Genomic DNA, 15,860 nt, shown 5'->3' with positions numbered 1-15,860 from the left:
GCCCGTCTTCCTACCCGAGGGCGCGACGATTGGAGATGCTCGTGGGCGGTAAGGGCGGCACGGATCGCGGCAAGCGGTCCATGTGGCGCGGCGTGCCCCGGTGGGCCCGCGTCTGCACCATCCTCGGCATCGTCATGGTGGTGCTCAGCGGCTCCGTGCTGGTCGGCTCACGTGCCCTTGTCGCCCGCTACGAGGGATCGGTGGGCAAGGCGGACCTCTTCGGTGACCAGGCCGCCGGCGCCAACGAGAAGAAGAGCGACATCAAGGGCCCGCTCAACGTCCTGCTGGTCGGCGTGGACCCGCGGACGTCGACCGCCCGGCCGCTGGCCGACTCGATCATGGTGCTGCACGTGCCCGCCACCATGGACCGCGGATATCTCTTCTCCCTCCCGCGCGACCTGCGCGTGGACATCCCGGCCTTCCCCAAGGCCGAGTACGCGGGCGCCAACGACCGGCTCAACGCGGCCATGTCGCACGGCAGCAACGTGCCCGGGCAGAACCCCAGCACCGCGCAGGGCTTCGAGCTGCTCGCCAACACCGTGCAGGAGGTCACCGGCATCAAGCGCTTCGACGCCGGCGCGATCATCAACTTCAGCGGGTTCAAGAAGATCGTCGACGCCATGGGCGGTGTCGACATGTACATCGAGCGGGAGGTGCGCTCCGAGCACCTCCAGCCGGACGGCACACCCCGCGAGCTGCGGCCCGGCGGCGGGGGTTACCTCGGGCCGCAGGCGGTGTACGAGAAGGGCAGCGCCCACCTCAAGGGCTGGCAGGCGCTGGACTACGTCCGGCAGCGCTACCCCAAGAACGGCGTGCCGGACGGCGACTACGGCCGGCAGCGGCACCAGCAGCAGTTCGTCAAGGCGATGGCGAGCCAGGCGTTCAGCGCCGACGTGGTGACCAACCCGGTCAAGCTGGACCGGGTGCTGCGTGCGGCCGGCAAGTCGCTGGTGTTCAACGGGCGCGGCAACAGTGTGGTGGACTTCGGGCTGGCGCTGAAGGACATCCGCCCCGACGCGATCGAGACGATCAAACTGCCGGCCGGGTCGGTCGGCACCGGCAGCAACTACCGGGGCGAGCAGCTGCTCGAACCGGCGGAGGACTTCTTCACCGCGCTGCGTACCGAACAGCTCGACGCCTTCCTGCTGGAGCACCCCGACTTCATTCAGAAGACCAAGTAGCCTGAGCGGGTGCGGGGCCGAGGTGGTAGGGCTCTCACCACCCGCGTTGGGTGGGCTGCGGGGGCGCGACTAGACTTTCGGCAATCCGCCGCCGCAGCAAGGAGACAGCGTGGCAAAGCAGCTTCACGTCGAGCTCGTAGCCGTCGAGGAGAAGGTCTGGACCGGCGAGGCCGAGATGGTCGTCGCTCGGACGACCGAGGGTGAGCTCGGTGTGCTGCCAGGGCACGCACCCCTGCTCGGCCAGCTCGCCGAGCCCAGCCAGGTACGCATCAAGCAGGCCGGTGGCCAGCAGATCGCGTACGACGTGGCCGGCGGCTTCCTGTCGGTGACCGGTGAGGGCGTCACAGTCCTGGCCGAGAGCGCAACCCCCGCCACCCCGGCCCGCTGAGCCGATCCGCCGATGGAGATCGTCGAAGGGATCGGAATCGGCGTCGCGGTAGTCGTCGTCGCGCTTCTGGTCCTCTTCATCCGGCGGGCCCTGTTCACCCGTACCGGTGGCATCATCCGGCTGAGCGTCCGGGTCAACACGATCCTCGACGGTCGTGGCTGGTCACCCGGGTTCGGTCGCTTCGTGGGCGACGAGCTCCGCTGGTATCGCATGTTCAGCTTCGCGCTGCGCCCCAAGCGGGTGCTCTCGCGCAAGGGGCTGGCGGTCGAGCGCCGCCGGCTGCCCGAGGGGCAGGAGTGCATGTCGATGCCCGCCGAGTGGGTGATCCTGCGCTGTACCTGCCACCACGCCCCGATCGAGATCGCCATGGCGCGATCCACGGTCACCGGATTCCTGTCCTGGCTCGAGGCCGCCCCACCTGGGGCGGCCTCGCCGCGTCTGGCCTCCCAGGACTGGCCCGCCGCCTGACTCCCGCTCCCCGTCACGGGTCGCGACGAATGCCCTAGCTGCCGCCGATCGTGGACTTCTGGAACCCAGGATGCCCGCTTCGCGCCCTTCGCGAGGCACCACAACTTCAAGATCGCCGAGACGTCCCTCGCGGCACCCGCGATCTTGCACTTCGGGACCCCGCAAACCGCGCAGACAGGGCACGCGGAGGACTCAAGCTGCAAGATCGCGGGTGACCCGAAGCGCTCGCTCCCGCTCCGGGCCAGCCCTGCCCTGGGTGGGTCGATCATGAGGTTGGCGGCGTTTGTTGTCCGGTTTGTCGCCGCTAGCTTCATGATCGACGCGGGCGGGCGGGCTGCCGTGGGGGTGCGAGGGCGCTTCGAGGTGCGCGAGCCGGCATCGCGAGCCCGTGTGGGCGGTGTGTCCGGTTCGGGGGTGGTGGGCGGCACTCTGGTGGCGGAATCGTGGGCGGGTGGGTGGCGTTGTAACCGGGTGAACGACCGAGCACCACGACGACGTGACGGCCCGCGCTGCTCCCCGGTGGTGTGTAGCCCTCCTCGGGAATGATGCCGGGTGGTGGGTCGTTGGACATGTCTCCGGCGCCGCGACGTGGCATCCCCTTGCCCCGCGAGCGGCCGGTTCCCCCCGAAGACCTTTTGAGCGCCTGACGGTGCTCGCACCCGCGCCGATCCCCCGTCGGTGTGGGCGTCGATCCCCCGAATGGAGCCCTCATCATGAACACGATTCTGCGGAAGAGCGTTCTGGGTATTGCTGGTCTGGCTTTCACCGGTGGCGTGTTCGCCGGTCCGGTGGCCGCTCACGCGGCCGACACCACCGCCCACGCCGCGAAGCCGGTGAGCGTGAGCGTGCAGGGCGACAAGCTGATCCCGCACGGTGTGCAGGGCGAGCAGTCGCGCATCGACCTGAACGACGAGCAGACCGCGAATGTGAAGGCGATCATCGCGGCGACGAAGAAGGCCGGCATGGACGAGCGTGCCGCGGTCGTGTCGATCGCCACGGCGTTGCAGGAGTCGAAGCTGGAGAACCTGGGCCACCTCGGCGACCGTAACGACCATGACTCGCAGGGCCTGTTCCAGCAGCGGCCGTCCAGTGGTTGGGGCACGGTGGAGCAGATCACCGACCCCGAGTACTCGACCACGGCGTTCCTGAAGGGTCTCAAGCAGGTCGACGGCTGGCGGGACATGCCGCTGACCAAGGCCGCCCAGACCGTCCAGGTGTCGGCCTACCCGGACCACTACGCCCAGTGGGAGCAGCAGGCCGCCGACCTCGTCGCCCAGCACTGGACCAAGTAAGACCAACAAGCAAGACACAGCGTGAAGGCCGGCACCCCGAACCAACGGGGTGCCGGCCTTCTCACGTCTTCGCGACCAGCTCGACCTCGTACCCCTGCCCGTCGGTGAGGTAGGCGGCGTAGCTGTCCGGGCCGCCCGCGTGCGGGTGCCGGTCCGGGAACAACAGCGTCCAGCCGTACCCGGAGGCGGCATTGACCAGCCGCTCGACGGCGGCCGGTGGGCCGGCGTGGAAGGCCAGGTGGTTCAGGCCGGGCGCGCGCCTGTCGTGGGCGCGGCCGGTGAGCGCGGGTGACTCCTCCAGCACGATGTACGTCGCGCCGAGCCGCCAGGACCGGCCGGCGGGCCAGTCCTGGTAGAGCGTCCAGCCCAGCTCGCCGAGAAGCCAGCCCCAGGAACGACTGGCCGCCGCCAGATCGGGTACCCAGACCTCCACGTGATGGAGGCCGCCGATGGTCAGCGCTTCCCGCCCGGCACCCATAGCACGTCGCCGTCCGGATTTGCCGTTCTCGTCAGGATAAAGAGCAAATCGGAGAGTCGGTTGAGATACTTTGCCGGGAGGGGACTGGTCCGATCGGGGTCGTGTGCGACCAGTGCCCATGCCGCACGCTCGGCGCGCCGGGCGGTCGTCCGTGCCACGTGCAGCAGTGCCGCACCAGCGGTGCCGCCGGGGAGGATGAAGGAGTCGAGCTTGCTCAGGCGCGCGTTGTACTCGTCGCACCAGCCCTCAAGGCGCTCGACGTACTCCTCGGTCACCCGCAGCGGCGGGTACTTCGGGTCCGGCTCCACCGGCGTCGCCAGGTCCGCGCCGACGTCGAACATGTCGTTCTGCACGGACTGCAGCACGGCCCGCAGCTCGTCGGAGAGCTGCCCCAGGGCGAGCGCGACGCCGATCGAGGCGTTGCACTCGTCCACGTCCGCGTACGCGGCGATGCGCGGATCGGTCTTCGGCACCTGCTCGTTGTTGCTCAGCCTGGTCATGCCGGCGTCGCCGGCCTTGGTGTAGATGCGCGTGAGGTGGACGGCCATGACGCACAGCCTACGGATACCGGACCTGACGATCCCGGCCCGGCCGAGCCCGAGCCCGGTGGGGCCGGGGGACGCGGGAGATTCGGCGCTCAACGACGTCGACGTCATCCGGGTACGCGGTGACGCCCGGCTCGCCGGTGCCGTGCACGTGGTGGGTGCGAAGAACTCCGCGCTGAAGCTGATGGCCGCCGCGTTGCTCGCGCCCGGCCGCAGCCTGATCACCAACGTGCCCCGGATCACCGACATCGCGATCATGGGCGAGGTGCTGCGGCGGCTCGGCTGCGGCGTACGTTTCGGCCCGGACGACCCGGTCGACCCGATGGTGGCCCACGGCGGTGTGGAGCGGTCCCGCTCGGTGCTCATCGACGTGCCGGAACGGCCGGGCGCGGAGGCCGACTACGACCTGGTGCGGCGGCTGCGCGCGTCGATCTGCGTGCTCGGTCCGCTGCTGGCCCGCCGGGGGTACGTCCGGGTCGCCCACCCGGGCGGCGACGCCATCGGCTCGCGCGGCCTGGACATGCACATCGCCGGGCTGGCCCGGATGGGCGCGGAGATCTCCGGTGAGCACGGCTTCGTCATCGCCGAGGCGCCGGACGGGCTGCACGGCGCCGACATCGTGCTGGACTTCCCGAGCGTGGGCGCGACCGAGAACCTGGTCATGGCGGCGGTGCTGGCCCGGGGCGCCACGACGATCGACAACGCGGCCCGGGAGCCGGAGATCGTCGACATCTGCACCATGCTGAACCGGATGGGCGCCCGGATCTCCGGCGCCGGCACGTCGACGCTGCACATCGTCGGCGTACCCGAGTTGCGCCCGGTCCGGCACGCCACGGTGGGGGACCGGATCGTGGCCGGCACCTGGGCGTTCGCCGCCGCGATGACCCGCGGCGACGTGACGGTGACCGGCCTGGACCCGGCGTACCTGGAGGTCGCGCTGGACAAGCTGGTCGCGGCCGGCGGCCTGGTCGAGACGCGAGGCGACGCCTTCCGGGTACGGATGGACGACCGCCCCCGGGCGGTCGACGTGGTCACGTTGCCCTACCCGGGTTTCGCCACCGATCTGCTGCCGATGGCGATCGGGCTGGCGGCGGTCAGCGAGGGCGGCTCGCTGATCACCGAGAACATCTTCGATGGCCGGTTCATGTTCGCCAACGAGATGATGCGGCTGGGCGCGGAGATCCGTACCGACGGTCACCACGCCCTGGTGTGCGGCCGGGAGCGGCTGTCCGGCGCCCCGGTACGCGCCACCGACATCCGGGCCGGCGCCGGCCTGATCATCGCCGGGCTCTGCGCCGACGGGCTCACCGAGGTCTCGCACGTGCACCACGTCGACCGGGGCTACCCGGACTTCGTGGCCGACCTGCGCGCGCTCGGCGTCGAGGTGGAACGCGGCACCGCGCCGGAGGAGCCGGACCTGGCCATCTGACGGCCGACGCTTATCCCTCGTTAAGTAGGGTTCTGGCAGACGTTGCAGAACACGGCGAGGGAGAAGCAGATGGCGGGTCGACTCGCGGTCGTCGGTGCCGGGCTGATGGGCTCGGGCATCGCCCAGGTGGCGGCGCAGGCGGGCTGGCAGGTGACGCTGCGCGACATCGACGACGCGGCCACGAAGCGCGGCGTGGACGGCATCCGGAAGTCGCTGACGAAGTTCGCCGAGAAGGGCAAGATCGAGGCGTCCGACGTCGAGGCGACGCTGGGCCGGATCACCCCGACCACCGACCTGGAGGCCGCCGCCGACGCGGACATCGTGGTCGAGGCGGTCTTCGAGAAGATCGAGATCAAGCACGAGGTGTTCCGCGCGCTGGACAAGATCTGCAAGGCGGACGCGGTGCTCGCCACCAACACCTCCGCCATCCCGGTGACCCAGATCGCCACCGCGACCGAGCGTCCGGAGTCGGTCGTCGGCACGCACTTCTTCTCGCCGGTGCCGATGATGAAGCTCTGTGAGCTGGTGCGCGGCTACAAGACCAGCGACGCGACGATGGACGCCGCCAAGTCGTTCGCCGAGGAGATCGGCAAGACCGTGGTGGTGGTCAACCGGGACATCGCCGGTTTCGTCACCACCCGGCTGATCTGCGCGCTGGCGATGGAGGCGGTCAAGCTCGTCGAGGCCGGCGTGATCTCCGCAGAGGACCTGGACACCGCCTGCAAGCTGGGCTTCGGCCACGCCATGGGCCCGCTCGCCACCGTCGACCTGACCGGCGTGGACGTGCTGCTCAACGCCACCCGCAACATCTACACGGACACCGCCGACGAGAAGTTCTTCCCGCCGGAGCTGCTCCAGCGCATGGCCACCGCCGGTGACCTGGGCCGCAAGACCGGCCAGGGCTTCTACTCGTACTGATCGGCCCGTCCCGCCCCCGGCCCGCGCGGCCGGGGGCGGTTCACGTCCGGGCCTGGTTCACGTCCGGGGCGGGCTGAGCGCGGCGCCGATCAGCGCGAACGCGTCCGGGATGACGGTGCCCCAGTAGCCGAAGTTGTGCCGCCCGTCGGCCCAGGCGGCGCGTACCGGCTCCTCGGGCAGCGCCCGGGCCAGGGCGCGGACATCGGAGAGGAAGTTGTCCTGCCGCCCGCACCACAGCCCGACCGGGGTGCCGCGCAGCTTCTCCACGCCGGTGAAGACCGCGTCGCCGGGGCTCACCGCGGGGGAGAAGGCCGCCGCCATCCGCAGCCACTTCGGGTACGTCTCGGCCAGCAGCAACGCGCCGAAGCCCCCCATCGACCAGCCCCACACGGCCAGCCGGCTGCTGTCGAACCCGCGCCGGGCGCACCAGGTGGGTACCTCCTCGCGCACCATCCGCTGCGGGTCGTCGTTACCGGCGGCCCGCCAGGACAGCCGCCCGCCGGTGGCGCCGGCGAGCGCGAACGGCGGGGCGCCCCGGCGTACCACGTCGGTGAGGAAGCGGGCCAGCCCGAACCGGCCGTAGTCGCGCGGGGTGGCCGACGCGCCGTGCAGCACCAGGCAGACGGGCAGGCCGCGGCCGTCGCCGTACCCGTCGGGCACCGCCGTCCAGAAGTCCACCTCGCGCCCGCGCGCGGCGGACGCGATGCGGATCAGCCGCTCGTCGCCGGGCGGCGCGTCCGGCAGGGCCGGGGCCGGTCCCGGGCGGGGGCCGGCCAGTTGCCGGGCGGCCAGGCCGCCGACCAGGCCGACCCCGGCGAGCCCGGCGGCGGCGGTGAGCACCGCTCGCCGGGTCAGCGTGTGTGCCATGCCGGCGAGTGTGCCACTCAGCCGTCGCGCTTGGTGGTCCAGCGGAACGTGGTCAGGCAGAGCACCAGGCCGATGACGCACCAGGCGCCCAGCACCAGCGCGACCGTGCCCAGCTCGAACGACCCGCCGGGCTCCCGGGCGCCGAAGCTGTCCGGCAGGAAGACCGAGCGCAGCCCCTGGCACATCCACTTGAGCGGGAAGATCGCCGCTACCTGCTGCATCCAGGTGGGCAGGCTGGTGAAGACGAAGAACACGCCGGAGATGAACTGGAGCACGAGCGCGACCGGGGTGACCACCGCCGAGCCGCTGCGGGCGGTGCGGGCCAGGGACGAGATGGCGATGCCGCACAGCGTGCAGGCGGTGACGCCGAGCACGGAGACCCAGCCGAACGTCAGCCACTTGGCGGTGGTCTGCGGCAGGTCCAGGTCGAACATCGCCACCGAGACGGCGAGCAGCAGCACGGTCTCGGCGATGCCGATGGCCACCACCATGATCACCTTGCCGGCGAACCAGACCCACTTCGGCATCGGCGTGCCCCGGTAGCGCTTGAGCACGCCCCGGTCCCGCTCGATCGGGATCCAGATGCCGAGGTTCTGGAAGCTGACGGTCATCAGGCCGGTCGCGATCATGCCGGTGATGAAGTACTGCGTGTAGCTGACCCCGGGCGCGATCTCGTCACTGAAGATCGCCGCGAAGATCAGGATCATGATGATCGGGAAGCCCATCGTGAACACGACGGACTCCCGGCTGCGCAGGAACTGGGTGATCTCCAGCCGCCCCTGGCGCAGCGCCAGCGCGCCCGCGCCGGGCCGCCGGCCGGAGGCGGCGGCGACCGGGGCGGCGGGCTTCGTCGTGGTGCTCATGAGTGTCCGATCATCCGCAGGTAGACGTCTTCCAGGGTCGGCCGGGTCACGGTGAGGCCGGGCACCTCGCCGCCGAAGCGCGCGGCCAGGTCGGCCACCAGCGCCGTCGGCGTCGCGGTCTCCGCCGAGGCCGGCGTCCCGTCCGGGGTACGCCAGGAGACGGTCGCCAGCGACTCCTGCCGGTTGCCCAGCGCGTTCGGCGGCGCGACCTCGATCACCCGGCCGGCGGCGATCACGCCGACCCGGTCGGCGAGCGTCTCGGCCTCGTCCAGGTAGTGGGTGGTGAGCACGATCGTGGTGCCGGCGGCGGACAGGTCGCGGATCAGCTCCCAGAACTCGCGCCGGGCCTCCGGGTCGAAGCCGGTGGTCGGCTCGTCGAGAAAGAGCAGCTCGGGGCGGCCGATGATGCCCAGCGCCACGTCCAGGCGGCGCTTCTGCCCGCCGGAGAGCGTGTGCGTGCGCGCCCTGGCCTTGGCGCCCAGCCCGACCCGCTCGACCACCTTGTCCGGGTCGTCGGCGCCCGGGTAGAAGCCGGAGAAGTGCCGGACCACCTCGATGACGCTGAGCTCGTCGAACTCGCCGGTGCCCTGGAGCACGATGCCGACCCGGGAGCGCCATCCGGCGTCGGGGTGGGCCGGGTCGGCGCCGAGGACGCGCACCTCGCCGGCGTCGCGCTGCCGGTAGCCCTCCAGGATCTCGACGGTGGTGGTCTTGCCGGCGCCGTTGGGACCGAGCAGGGCGAACACCTCGCCCCGGTGGACGTCCAGGTCCACCCCGGCGACGGCGACGTTGCCGCCGTACGCCTTGCGCAGCCCTCGCACGGAAATCGCGAGCTCGTTCTCCATGCCGTCAAGTGTGCGTCGTGCGGTCGCCCGTTCCACTGCCGGGTCAGCTATATACGCGAGGTATACACCCGGTGTAGTCTCTGGTCATGACGGTTCCCCTGACCCTGCTCGGGCTGCTCGAACGCGAACCGAGCCACGGCTACGACCTCAAGCGCGACTACGACACCTTCTTCGGGCGCGGCAAGCCGCTGCCGTACGGGCAGGTCTACTCGACGCTGAGCCGGCTGGCCCGCGACGGCAAGGTGGTGGTCGGCGACGTGGCTCCCGGCGCCGGGCCGGACCGCAAGCGCTACGTCATCACCGACGTGGGTGCCACCGAGGTGGAGCACTGGCTGACCGAGCCGGTCGAGCCGGAACCACACCTGCAGACGCTGTTGTTCACCAAGGTCGTGCTCGCGCTGATGCTCGACCGCCCGGCCGAGGAGTACCTGGACACCCAGCGCGCCGCCCACCTGCGCCGGATGCGCGAACTCACCGAGATCAAACGCAACGGCGAACTCGTCGACGTGATGCTCGCCGACCACGGCCTCTACCACCTGGAGGCCGACCTGCGCTGGATCGAGACGACAGGCGCCCGGCTGGACGCCCTGAGAAAGGCGGTACGCCCATGAGCGCGATGATCGAGGCACGGGACGTCACGTACGCGTTCGGCGAGACACCCGCCCTGCGCGGCGCGAGCCTCGCCGTGGCGGCCGGTGAGGTCGTCGCCGTGATGGGACCGAGCGGCTCCGGCAAGTCGACGTTGCTGCACTGCATGGCCGGGATCCTGCGCCCCGACTCCGGTGAGGTCCGGTTCGACGGGACGCGGATCGACACGCTCGGCGAGGCCGACCGCAGCGCGCTGCGCCGCGACAGCTTCGGCTTCGTCTTCCAGTTCGGCCAGCTCGTGCCGGAACTCACCGCGGCGGAGAACGTGGCGTTGCCGCTGCTGCTGCGCGGTGTCCGCCGCACTCCGGCGCTGCGCGCCGCGCGGGGCTGGTTCGAGCGGCTCGGCCTGGCCGGCCTGGAACACCGCCGCTCGGGCGAGCTGTCCGGCGGGCAGGCCCAGCGGGTCGCGCTGGCCCGCGGCCTGGTCGCCGAGCCCCGGGTGCTGTTCGCCGACGAGCCCACCGGCGCGCTCGACTCGCTCACCGGCGAGGAGGTGATGACGCTGCTGGTGGACGCCGCCCGCGAAAAGGGCACCACAGTCGTCCTGGTGACGCACGAGGCGCGCATCGCCGCGTACGCCGACCGGGAGGTCATGGTGCGGGACGGCCGGGTCAACGCCCCCGCCGGGGTCGCCTCGTGATCGGGCTCGCGCTCCGGCTCGCCGTCGCCGGTGGCCGGGAGGCGCTGCTCCGGCTGGTCGCCATCGCCGCCGCCGTCGCGGTCGGCACCGGGCTGCTGCTCACCACGCTCGCCGGTGTGCACGCCACCGACGCCCAGCTCACCCGCTACGCGTCGATGTACCCGCAGGGGACGGCGGACGGGTCGGCGGATCCGCTGCTCTGGTCGACCCGGAGCGACTTCTTCCGGGGCGACCAGATCGTGCGGATCGACGTCGCCGCCACCGGGCCGGACGCGCCCACGCCTGTCGGCGTGCCCCGCGTGCCCGGACCCGGCGAGTACTACGCCTCTCCGGCGCTGCGCAAGCTGATGGCGACCGCCCCGGCCGACCAGCTCGCCGACCGCTACCCGGGCCGGGACCTCGGCGTCGTCGGCCCGGCGGCGCTGACCTCGCCGGACACCCTGCTCGTCCTCGTCGGCGGCACCCAGGAGCAGGTGGGGAGCCTGGACCAGGTCCGGAAGGTCACCAGCGTCGACGACAACGGCGCTGCCCTGCCGAGGGCGGCGGTCGACCTCATCCTCGGCGTGGTGGCCGGCGGGCTGCTGTTCCCCGTACTCGTCTTCATCGGCACGGCGACCCGGCTCGGCGCCGCCCGCCGGGAGCAGCGGTTCGCGGCCATGCGGCTGGTCGGGGCGACGCCCCGGCAGATCTCGGCGGTAGCGGCCGTCGAGGCCGCGCTCGCGGCGGCGGCCGGTGCGGCGGCCGGCTTCGCGGTGTTCTTCGCGTTCCGCGGGCAGCTCGCCGGCATCCCGTTCACCGGCATGCCGTTCTTCCCCGAAGACATGGCCATCGGGGCGCCGGAGGCCCTCCTGGTGGCCCTCGGCGTGCCGGCGGGTGCGGCGGCCGCGGCCTGGGTCGCGCTGCGCCGGGTCCGGATCTCCCCGCTCGGTGTCAGCCGCCGGGTCACGCCCCGGCCGCCCCGGGTGTACCGGCTGATCCCGCTCGCGCTCGGCCTGGTCGGGCTGGGCTTCGCCCTGGTGTACCGACCCCCCACGTCGGACGGCCAGGCCGCGCTGTTCCTGCCCGCCCTGCTGCTGGTCATGGTCGGTCTGATCACCGGCGGCCCGTGGCTGACCATGGTCGGCGCCCGGGCGATGGCCGCCCGGGCCAGCCGGCCGGCCGCGCTGATCGCCGCGCGCCGGCTCGCCGACAACCCGGCCGCCGGGTTCCGGGCGGTGAGCGGCGTGATGCTCGCGCTGTTCGTCACGACCGTGGCTGTGGGCGTGATGGGGACGATCGCGCACGAGCGCGGTCCGGCGCCCCGGGGTTCGCTGGAGGCCGGTCGGCTGTCCCTTTCGTTGGCGGGTGACTCGCCGGTGCCCGGCACGCTGCTGGCCGATCTCGCGGCGATTCCCGGCGTCCGCAACCCGGTGCTCGTCCGGGAGAACCCGGTACGCGGGAACGGCCGCGACTCCGGGGTGATCGCCTGCGCGGCCATCCCGCCCGCCTACGGGCGGTGCGCAGCCGGGGCGAGCGTGGCCGAGGTGCCGCCGGGCCTGATCCCCTGGCGGGAGTCCGCCTCGGCCGACCGGGTCTGGCCGTCGTCCCCCGTGGACCCGGCTGCCCTCGCGGGACTCCCGGCTGATTCGGTGGCGGTCGACGCGGCGGACCCGGTGGCGGTGGAGCGGGTCCGGACGGTCCTCGAAGCCGCGTTCCCGACCTTCTTCGTGGCCCCGAACGTGCCGGGCGACTTCGAGGCCGACTTCGCCGACACCATGCGGGGCTGGCAGCGGCTGGCCGACCTCGTCGTGGTGGCCGGTCTCGCGCTCGCCGGGTGCAGTCTGGCCGTGGCGGTGGCGGCCGGTCTCAGTGAACGGAGGCGGCCGTTCAGCCTGCTGCGGCTCAGTGGTGCCCCGGTGCGGCTGTTGCGCCGCGTGGTGACGCTGGAGAGCGTGGTGCCGCTGCTGACCGTCGCCGTGGTCGCGGTCGGGATGGGACTGGCCGCCGCGCACCTGTTCCTGCGCGCGCAGATGGGCTACGACCTGCGCCTACCGGGGATCGGGTTCGCGGCGGTCATGGCCCTCGGCGTACTGGGCTGCCTCGCGGTGATCGCCGCGACCCTGCCGCTGCTGGAACGGATCACCGGTCCGGAGACCGCCCGCAGCGAGTGACCCGTACGGTGGGCCGGCCGCGCGCCGGCCCACCGGCGCGGGCACCGGGTTGTGTGGTTTTCCACACTCTCTTTTACTGAACGGTAACTTAAACTCCGGCCATGGACGACGCGATGCCGGGACGGCTGCCCGAGCGGGACCGCCCGTGGGTGATGCGCACGTACGCCGGGCACTCCTCCGCCGCGGCCACCAACGCGCTCTTCCGCCGCAACCTGGCGAAGGGCCAGACCGGCCTGTCGGTCGCCTTCGACCTGCCCACCCAGACCGGGTACGACCCGGACCACGAGCTGGCCTCCGGCGAGGTGGGCCGGGTCGGTGTGCCGGTGGCGCACCTGGGCGACGTGCGGGCGCTGTTCGAGGGCATCCCGCTGGCCGAGATGAACACCTCGATGACCATCAACGCCCCGGCGATGTGGCTGCTCGGCCTCTACGGCACCGTCGCCGCCGAGCAGGGCGCGGAGCTGAGCCGCTGCGCCGGCACCACGCAGAACGACATCATCAAGGAGTACCTGTCCCGGGGGACGTACATCTTCCCGCCGGCCGCCTCGCTGCGGCTGACCGCCGACGTGATCGCGTACACGCTGCGCGAGATGCCCCGGTGGAACCCGGTCAACATCTGCTCGTACCACCTCCAGGAGGCCGGCGCGACGCCGGTGCAGGAGGTCGGCTTCGCGCTGGCCACCGCCGTCGCCGTGCTGGACACCGTGCGCGACTCCGGCCAGGTGCCGCCCGAGCGGATGGGCGACGTGGTCCAGCGGATCTCGTTCTTCGTCAACGCCGGGGTGCGCTTCGTCGAGGAGATCGCCAAGATGCGCGCGTTCGGTGCGCTCTGGGACGAGATCACCCGCGACCGTTACGGCGTGACGGAGGAGAAGCAGCGTCGGTTCCGCTACGGAGTCCAGGTCAACTCGCTGGGCCTGACCGAGGCGCAGCCGGAGAACAACATCCAGCGCATCGTGCTGGAGATGCTCGGCGTCACGTTGTCCCGCGACGCGCGCGCCCGCGCCGTGCAGCTACCCGCGTGGAACGAGGCGCTGGGCCTGCCCCGCCCGTGGGACCAGCAGTGGTCGCTGCGCATGCAGCAGGTGCTGGCGTACGAGTCGGACCTGCTGGAGTACCCGGACCTGTTCGCCGGCTCGCACGTGATGACCGCGCTGGTCGACGACATCGTCTCCGGCGCCCGGGTCGAGCTGGAGAAGGTGCTGGAGATGGGCGGCGTGGTCGCCGCCGTCGAGACCGGCTACCTCAAGAGCGCGCTGGTGGGATCGCTCGCCGAGCGGCGCCGCCGGATGGAGTCCGGCTCGGACGTGGTGGTCGGCGTCAACCGGTACACCGAGACCGAGCCGTCGCCGCTGACCGCCGCCGGCGCCGAGGCGATCGAGCAGGTGGACCCGGCCGTCGAGGAGGCGGCCACCGACGGCGTACGCCGGTGGCGGGCCGACCGGGACGCGGCGGCGGTCGAGGCGGCGCTGGACCGGCTGCGCGCCGACGCCGCGACCACGGCGAACCTGATGCCGGCGACGCTCGACTGCGTGCGGGCCGGCGTCACCACCGGCGAGTGGGCGGGCGCGCTGCGCCAGGTGTACGGCGAGTACCGCGCACCGACCGGCCTGGCCGGGGCGGTCGGGGCAGCCGGTGACGCGACCCTCGCCGGGGTGCGGGAGCGGGTCGCCGCGACCGCCCGGGAGCTGGGCAGCGGCCGGCTGCGGCTGCTGGTCGGCAAGCCGGGCCTGGACGGGCACTCCAACGGCGCGGAGCAGATCGCGGTGCGCGCCCGCGACGCCGGCTTCGAGGTGGTCTACCAGGGCATCCGCCTGACCGCCGGGCAGATCGTGGCGGCGGCGGTGGAGGAGGACGTCGACCTGGTCGGGCTCTCCGTGCTCTCCGGCTCGCACCTGGCCGCCGTGCCGGCGGTGCTGGACGGGCTGCGCGCGGCTGGGCGGGGCGACCTGCCGGTGGTGGTGGGCGGGATCATCCCGGCCGCCGACGCCGAGACGCTGCGGGCCGCCGGGGTGGCCCGGGTGTTCACGCCGAAGGACTTCGCGCTCACCGGCATCATCGACGAGCTGGTCACGGTGATCCGCGAGGCCAACGCGCTGGCGTGAGGGGAAGGGCCCCTTTCAGCGGCTCTCGTAGGTCATGCAGTCGGCCATGTCCATGTCGGGGCCGACCGTGATGGCCGGGGCGTGACACTCCAGGTCGGAGTTGTGCCGGCAGTCGTCGCGTGAGCACGCGCCGACCTGGGCGACCAACTGGTCGATGCCGCCGCGCACCGGCATCTCCACGAACGTGTGGCAGTGGGCGTGGTCGCTGCTGCCGATCGTGATGGCGAACGCGTGGCAGTCGTTCGTGTGGTTGTAGGCGCATGAGCGAACGGCGCACTCCTGCACCCGGGGCATCTCCAATGACGCGGTCATCTTCCCGTACCTCCTTGGGTGTCTTGCCCCGATTTTAGAGGTTTCGGGAGCCGGTGCGGGTCAGACGCGGAAGCCGGCCGCGCGGGCCGCCGCGCGCTCCCGACGCCGACTCCGGCGACGGCGGAACAGCCAGGGTACGAAGATCACCAGGGCGGCCAGGAACACCAGCACCAGCACCGGCAGCAGCAGCGCCACCACCGACATGACCACGCTGGTCGCGTCCTCGGCGGTGCTGGCCACCGGCGCGCCCACGCCGGCGGTGGTCGCGTTGATGACCGGCCGGGCCGCGGCTTTGAGCAGGTGCACGCCGAGCGCGATGACCACGCCGGCCACCACCGGCACCCACTGGTGGGACGAGAAGAACGTGTCCGGGTCGCTCACGGTGACCGTCTCCGAGCCGGCGCCCGCGCCGAACGCCAGGCCACCGGCGGTCGGCCGGACCACCGTCTGCACCACGTCGTTGACGTGGTCGACCACCGGAACCTTGTCGGCCACCACCTCGACCACGAGCAGGACCGCGAGGATCAGCACCACCCAGCCGTTGCCGAGCCACTGCCAACCGCTCGGCAACTCGACCAGGTCGGTGTAGCGGGACAGCAGCCCCATCAGCAACAGCGGGATGTAGGCGTTCAGGCCCGCCGAGGCGGCCAGACCGGAACCGGTGAGGACTTCGAGCACGATCTCAATATGACACTGCCGTGCCAGTGGCGCTCGTCGGCGCCCGCCGGGGC

17 protein-coding genes are annotated in these 15,860 nt (G+C 72.1%); 10 read left to right on the top strand and 7 right to left on the bottom strand.

Annotation, left to right across the window (positions count from 1 at the left end):
• The first annotated feature begins 35 nt into the window (after positions 1–35).
• From ACFYO8_RS16810 to ACFYO8_RS16795, 4 genes are all read left to right on the top strand, one after another.
• A complete protein-coding gene (locus tag ACFYO8_RS16810) occupies positions 36–1,181 on the top strand; it encodes an LCP family protein (protein WP_354871697.1) in 1,146 nt (381 codons plus the stop codon).
• 109 nt (positions 1,182–1,290) lie between these two features.
• Positions 1,291–1,569 carry a F0F1 ATP synthase subunit epsilon gene (locus tag ACFYO8_RS16805; RefSeq protein WP_354871298.1) on the top strand — a complete coding sequence of 93 codons (279 nt, stop codon included), beginning with the start codon at positions 1,291–1,293 and terminating at the stop codon, positions 1,567–1,569.
• A gap of 12 nt (positions 1,570–1,581) precedes the next feature.
• On the top strand, positions 1,582–2,037 hold the full coding sequence (locus tag ACFYO8_RS16800; protein ID WP_355095242.1) for a DUF2550 domain-containing protein: 456 nt from the start codon (positions 1,582–1,584) through the stop codon (positions 2,035–2,037).
• Positions 2,038–2,750: 713 nt separating this feature from the next.
• Positions 2,751–3,329, top strand: coding sequence for a hypothetical protein (locus tag ACFYO8_RS16795; protein ID WP_357708294.1), 579 nt, complete (start codon positions 2,751–2,753; stop codon positions 3,327–3,329).
• Positions 3,330–3,390: 61 nt separating this feature from the next.
• On the opposite strand, the gene ACFYO8_RS16790 is transcribed toward ACFYO8_RS16795, so the two are convergent.
• Positions 3,391–3,807, bottom strand: a complete 417-nt coding sequence (locus tag ACFYO8_RS16790; protein ID WP_355096761.1) for a VOC family protein — start codon at positions 3,805–3,807, stop codon at positions 3,391–3,393.
• Positions 3,783–4,355, bottom strand: a complete 573-nt coding sequence (locus ACFYO8_RS16785) for a cob(I)yrinic acid a,c-diamide adenosyltransferase (protein WP_354871239.1) — start codon at positions 4,353–4,355, stop codon at positions 3,783–3,785. Before ACFYO8_RS16785 ends, ACFYO8_RS16790 begins: the two co-directional genes overlap by 25 nt.
• Here ACFYO8_RS16785 and murA point away from each other — a divergent pair.
• Both murA and ACFYO8_RS16775 read left to right on the top strand, forming a co-directional pair.
• Entirely contained in the window at positions 4,354–5,781 is a 1,428-nt protein-coding gene (gene murA, locus ACFYO8_RS16780; protein WP_354871236.1) for a UDP-N-acetylglucosamine 1-carboxyvinyltransferase, read from the top strand. The two genes, ACFYO8_RS16785 and murA, sit on opposite strands and share 2 nt — an antisense overlap.
• Positions 5,782–5,850: 69 nt before the next feature.
• Positions 5,851–6,699 (top strand): 3-hydroxyacyl-CoA dehydrogenase family protein, encoded by an 849-nt coding sequence (locus tag ACFYO8_RS16775; protein WP_354871233.1) that lies wholly within the window; start codon positions 5,851–5,853, stop codon positions 6,697–6,699.
• A gap of 57 nt (positions 6,700–6,756) precedes the next feature.
• Here ACFYO8_RS16775 and ACFYO8_RS16770 read toward each other — a convergent pair whose 3' ends face one another.
• From ACFYO8_RS16770 to ACFYO8_RS16760, 3 genes are read right to left on the bottom strand one after another with little or no spacing between them, the layout of a single operon-like run.
• Positions 6,757–7,566: an alpha/beta hydrolase gene (locus ACFYO8_RS16770; protein WP_387257315.1), complete on the bottom strand. Its 810-nt coding sequence runs from the start codon at positions 7,564–7,566 to the stop codon at positions 6,757–6,759.
• Positions 7,567–7,583: 17 nt separating this feature from the next.
• Positions 7,584–8,429 carry an ABC transporter permease gene (locus ACFYO8_RS16765; protein WP_357708298.1) on the bottom strand — a complete coding sequence of 282 codons (846 nt, stop codon included), beginning with the start codon at positions 8,427–8,429 and terminating at the stop codon, positions 7,584–7,586.
• Positions 8,426–9,274: an ABC transporter ATP-binding protein gene (locus ACFYO8_RS16760; RefSeq protein ID WP_354871224.1), complete on the bottom strand. Its 849-nt coding sequence runs from the start codon at positions 9,272–9,274 to the stop codon at positions 8,426–8,428. The genes ACFYO8_RS16765 and ACFYO8_RS16760 overlap by 4 nt, the downstream gene beginning before the upstream one ends.
• A gap of 86 nt (positions 9,275–9,360) precedes the next feature.
• Between ACFYO8_RS16760 and ACFYO8_RS16755 the strand changes: the two genes are divergently transcribed.
• The 4 genes from ACFYO8_RS16755 to ACFYO8_RS16740 all read left to right on the top strand — a co-directional run bounded on the left by ACFYO8_RS16755 (position 9,361) and on the right by ACFYO8_RS16740 (position 14,817).
• Positions 9,361–9,885, top strand: coding sequence for a PadR family transcriptional regulator (locus ACFYO8_RS16755; RefSeq protein WP_334462759.1), 525 nt, complete (start codon positions 9,361–9,363; stop codon positions 9,883–9,885).
• On the top strand, positions 9,882–10,562 hold the full coding sequence (locus ACFYO8_RS16750; RefSeq protein ID WP_354871220.1) for an ABC transporter ATP-binding protein: 681 nt from the start codon (positions 9,882–9,884) through the stop codon (positions 10,560–10,562). The genes ACFYO8_RS16755 and ACFYO8_RS16750 overlap by 4 nt, the downstream gene beginning before the upstream one ends.
• Positions 10,559–12,712 (top strand): FtsX-like permease family protein, encoded by a 2,154-nt coding sequence (locus ACFYO8_RS16745; protein WP_387257313.1) that lies wholly within the window; start codon positions 10,559–10,561, stop codon positions 12,710–12,712. Before ACFYO8_RS16750 ends, ACFYO8_RS16745 begins: the two co-directional genes overlap by 4 nt.
• A gap of 101 nt (positions 12,713–12,813) precedes the next feature.
• Positions 12,814–14,817 carry a protein meaA gene (locus ACFYO8_RS16740; RefSeq protein WP_354871216.1) on the top strand — a complete coding sequence of 668 codons (2,004 nt, stop codon included), beginning with the start codon at positions 12,814–12,816 and terminating at the stop codon, positions 14,815–14,817.
• Between the two features lie 15 nt (positions 14,818–14,832).
• Here ACFYO8_RS16740 and ACFYO8_RS16735 read toward each other — a convergent pair whose 3' ends face one another.
• Both ACFYO8_RS16735 and ACFYO8_RS16730 read right to left on the bottom strand, forming a co-directional pair.
• A complete protein-coding gene (locus ACFYO8_RS16735) occupies positions 14,833–15,129 on the bottom strand; it encodes a DUF1540 domain-containing protein (RefSeq protein WP_354871213.1) in 297 nt (98 codons plus the stop codon).
• A 60-nt stretch (positions 15,130–15,189) separates the two neighbouring features.
• Complete coding sequence (locus ACFYO8_RS16730; RefSeq protein ID WP_354871211.1) at positions 15,190–15,807, bottom strand: DUF4126 domain-containing protein; 618 nt, start codon at positions 15,805–15,807, stop codon at positions 15,190–15,192.
• Positions 15,808–15,860: the final 53 nt, after the last annotated feature.

This window comes from Micromonospora sp. NPDC005257, from assembly GCF_042872445.1.
GTDB lineage: Bacteria > Actinomycetota > Actinomycetes > Mycobacteriales > Micromonosporaceae > Micromonospora.
This window is presented reverse-complemented; position numbering and strand designations above follow the sequence as displayed.

Coding starts and splice junctions, on each gene's coding strand:
- ACFYO8_RS16800 (WP_355095242.1), top strand. CDS start 1,582: ATGGAGATCGTCGAAGGGATCGGAATCGGCGTCGCGGTAGTCGTCGTC.
- ACFYO8_RS16760 (WP_354871224.1), bottom strand. CDS start 9,274: ATGGAGAACGAGCTCGCGATTTCCGTGCGAGGGCTGCGCAAGGCGTAC.
- ACFYO8_RS16775 (WP_354871233.1), top strand. CDS start 5,851: ATGGCGGGTCGACTCGCGGTCGTCGGTGCCGGGCTGATGGGCTCGGGC.
- ACFYO8_RS16750 (WP_354871220.1), top strand. CDS start 9,882: ATGAGCGCGATGATCGAGGCACGGGACGTCACGTACGCGTTCGGCGAG.
- ACFYO8_RS16755 (WP_334462759.1), top strand. CDS start 9,361: ATGACGGTTCCCCTGACCCTGCTCGGGCTGCTCGAACGCGAACCGAGC.
- ACFYO8_RS16735 (WP_354871213.1), bottom strand. CDS start 15,129: ATGACCGCGTCATTGGAGATGCCCCGGGTGCAGGAGTGCGCCGTTCGC.
- ACFYO8_RS16810 (WP_354871697.1), top strand. CDS start 36: ATGCTCGTGGGCGGTAAGGGCGGCACGGATCGCGGCAAGCGGTCCATG.
- ACFYO8_RS16785 (WP_354871239.1), bottom strand. CDS start 4,355: ATGGCCGTCCACCTCACGCGCATCTACACCAAGGCCGGCGACGCCGGC.
- ACFYO8_RS16790 (WP_355096761.1), bottom strand. CDS start 3,807: ATGGGTGCCGGGCGGGAAGCGCTGACCATCGGCGGCCTCCATCACGTG.
- ACFYO8_RS16770 (WP_387257315.1), bottom strand. CDS start 7,566: ATGGCACACACGCTGACCCGGCGAGCGGTGCTCACCGCCGCCGCCGGG.
- ACFYO8_RS16795 (WP_357708294.1), top strand. CDS start 2,751: ATGAACACGATTCTGCGGAAGAGCGTTCTGGGTATTGCTGGTCTGGCT.
- murA (WP_354871236.1), top strand. CDS start 4,354: ATGACGCACAGCCTACGGATACCGGACCTGACGATCCCGGCCCGGCCG.
- ACFYO8_RS16765 (WP_357708298.1), bottom strand. CDS start 8,429: ATGAGCACCACGACGAAGCCCGCCGCCCCGGTCGCCGCCGCCTCCGGC.
- ACFYO8_RS16740 (WP_354871216.1), top strand. CDS start 12,814: ATGGACGACGCGATGCCGGGACGGCTGCCCGAGCGGGACCGCCCGTGG.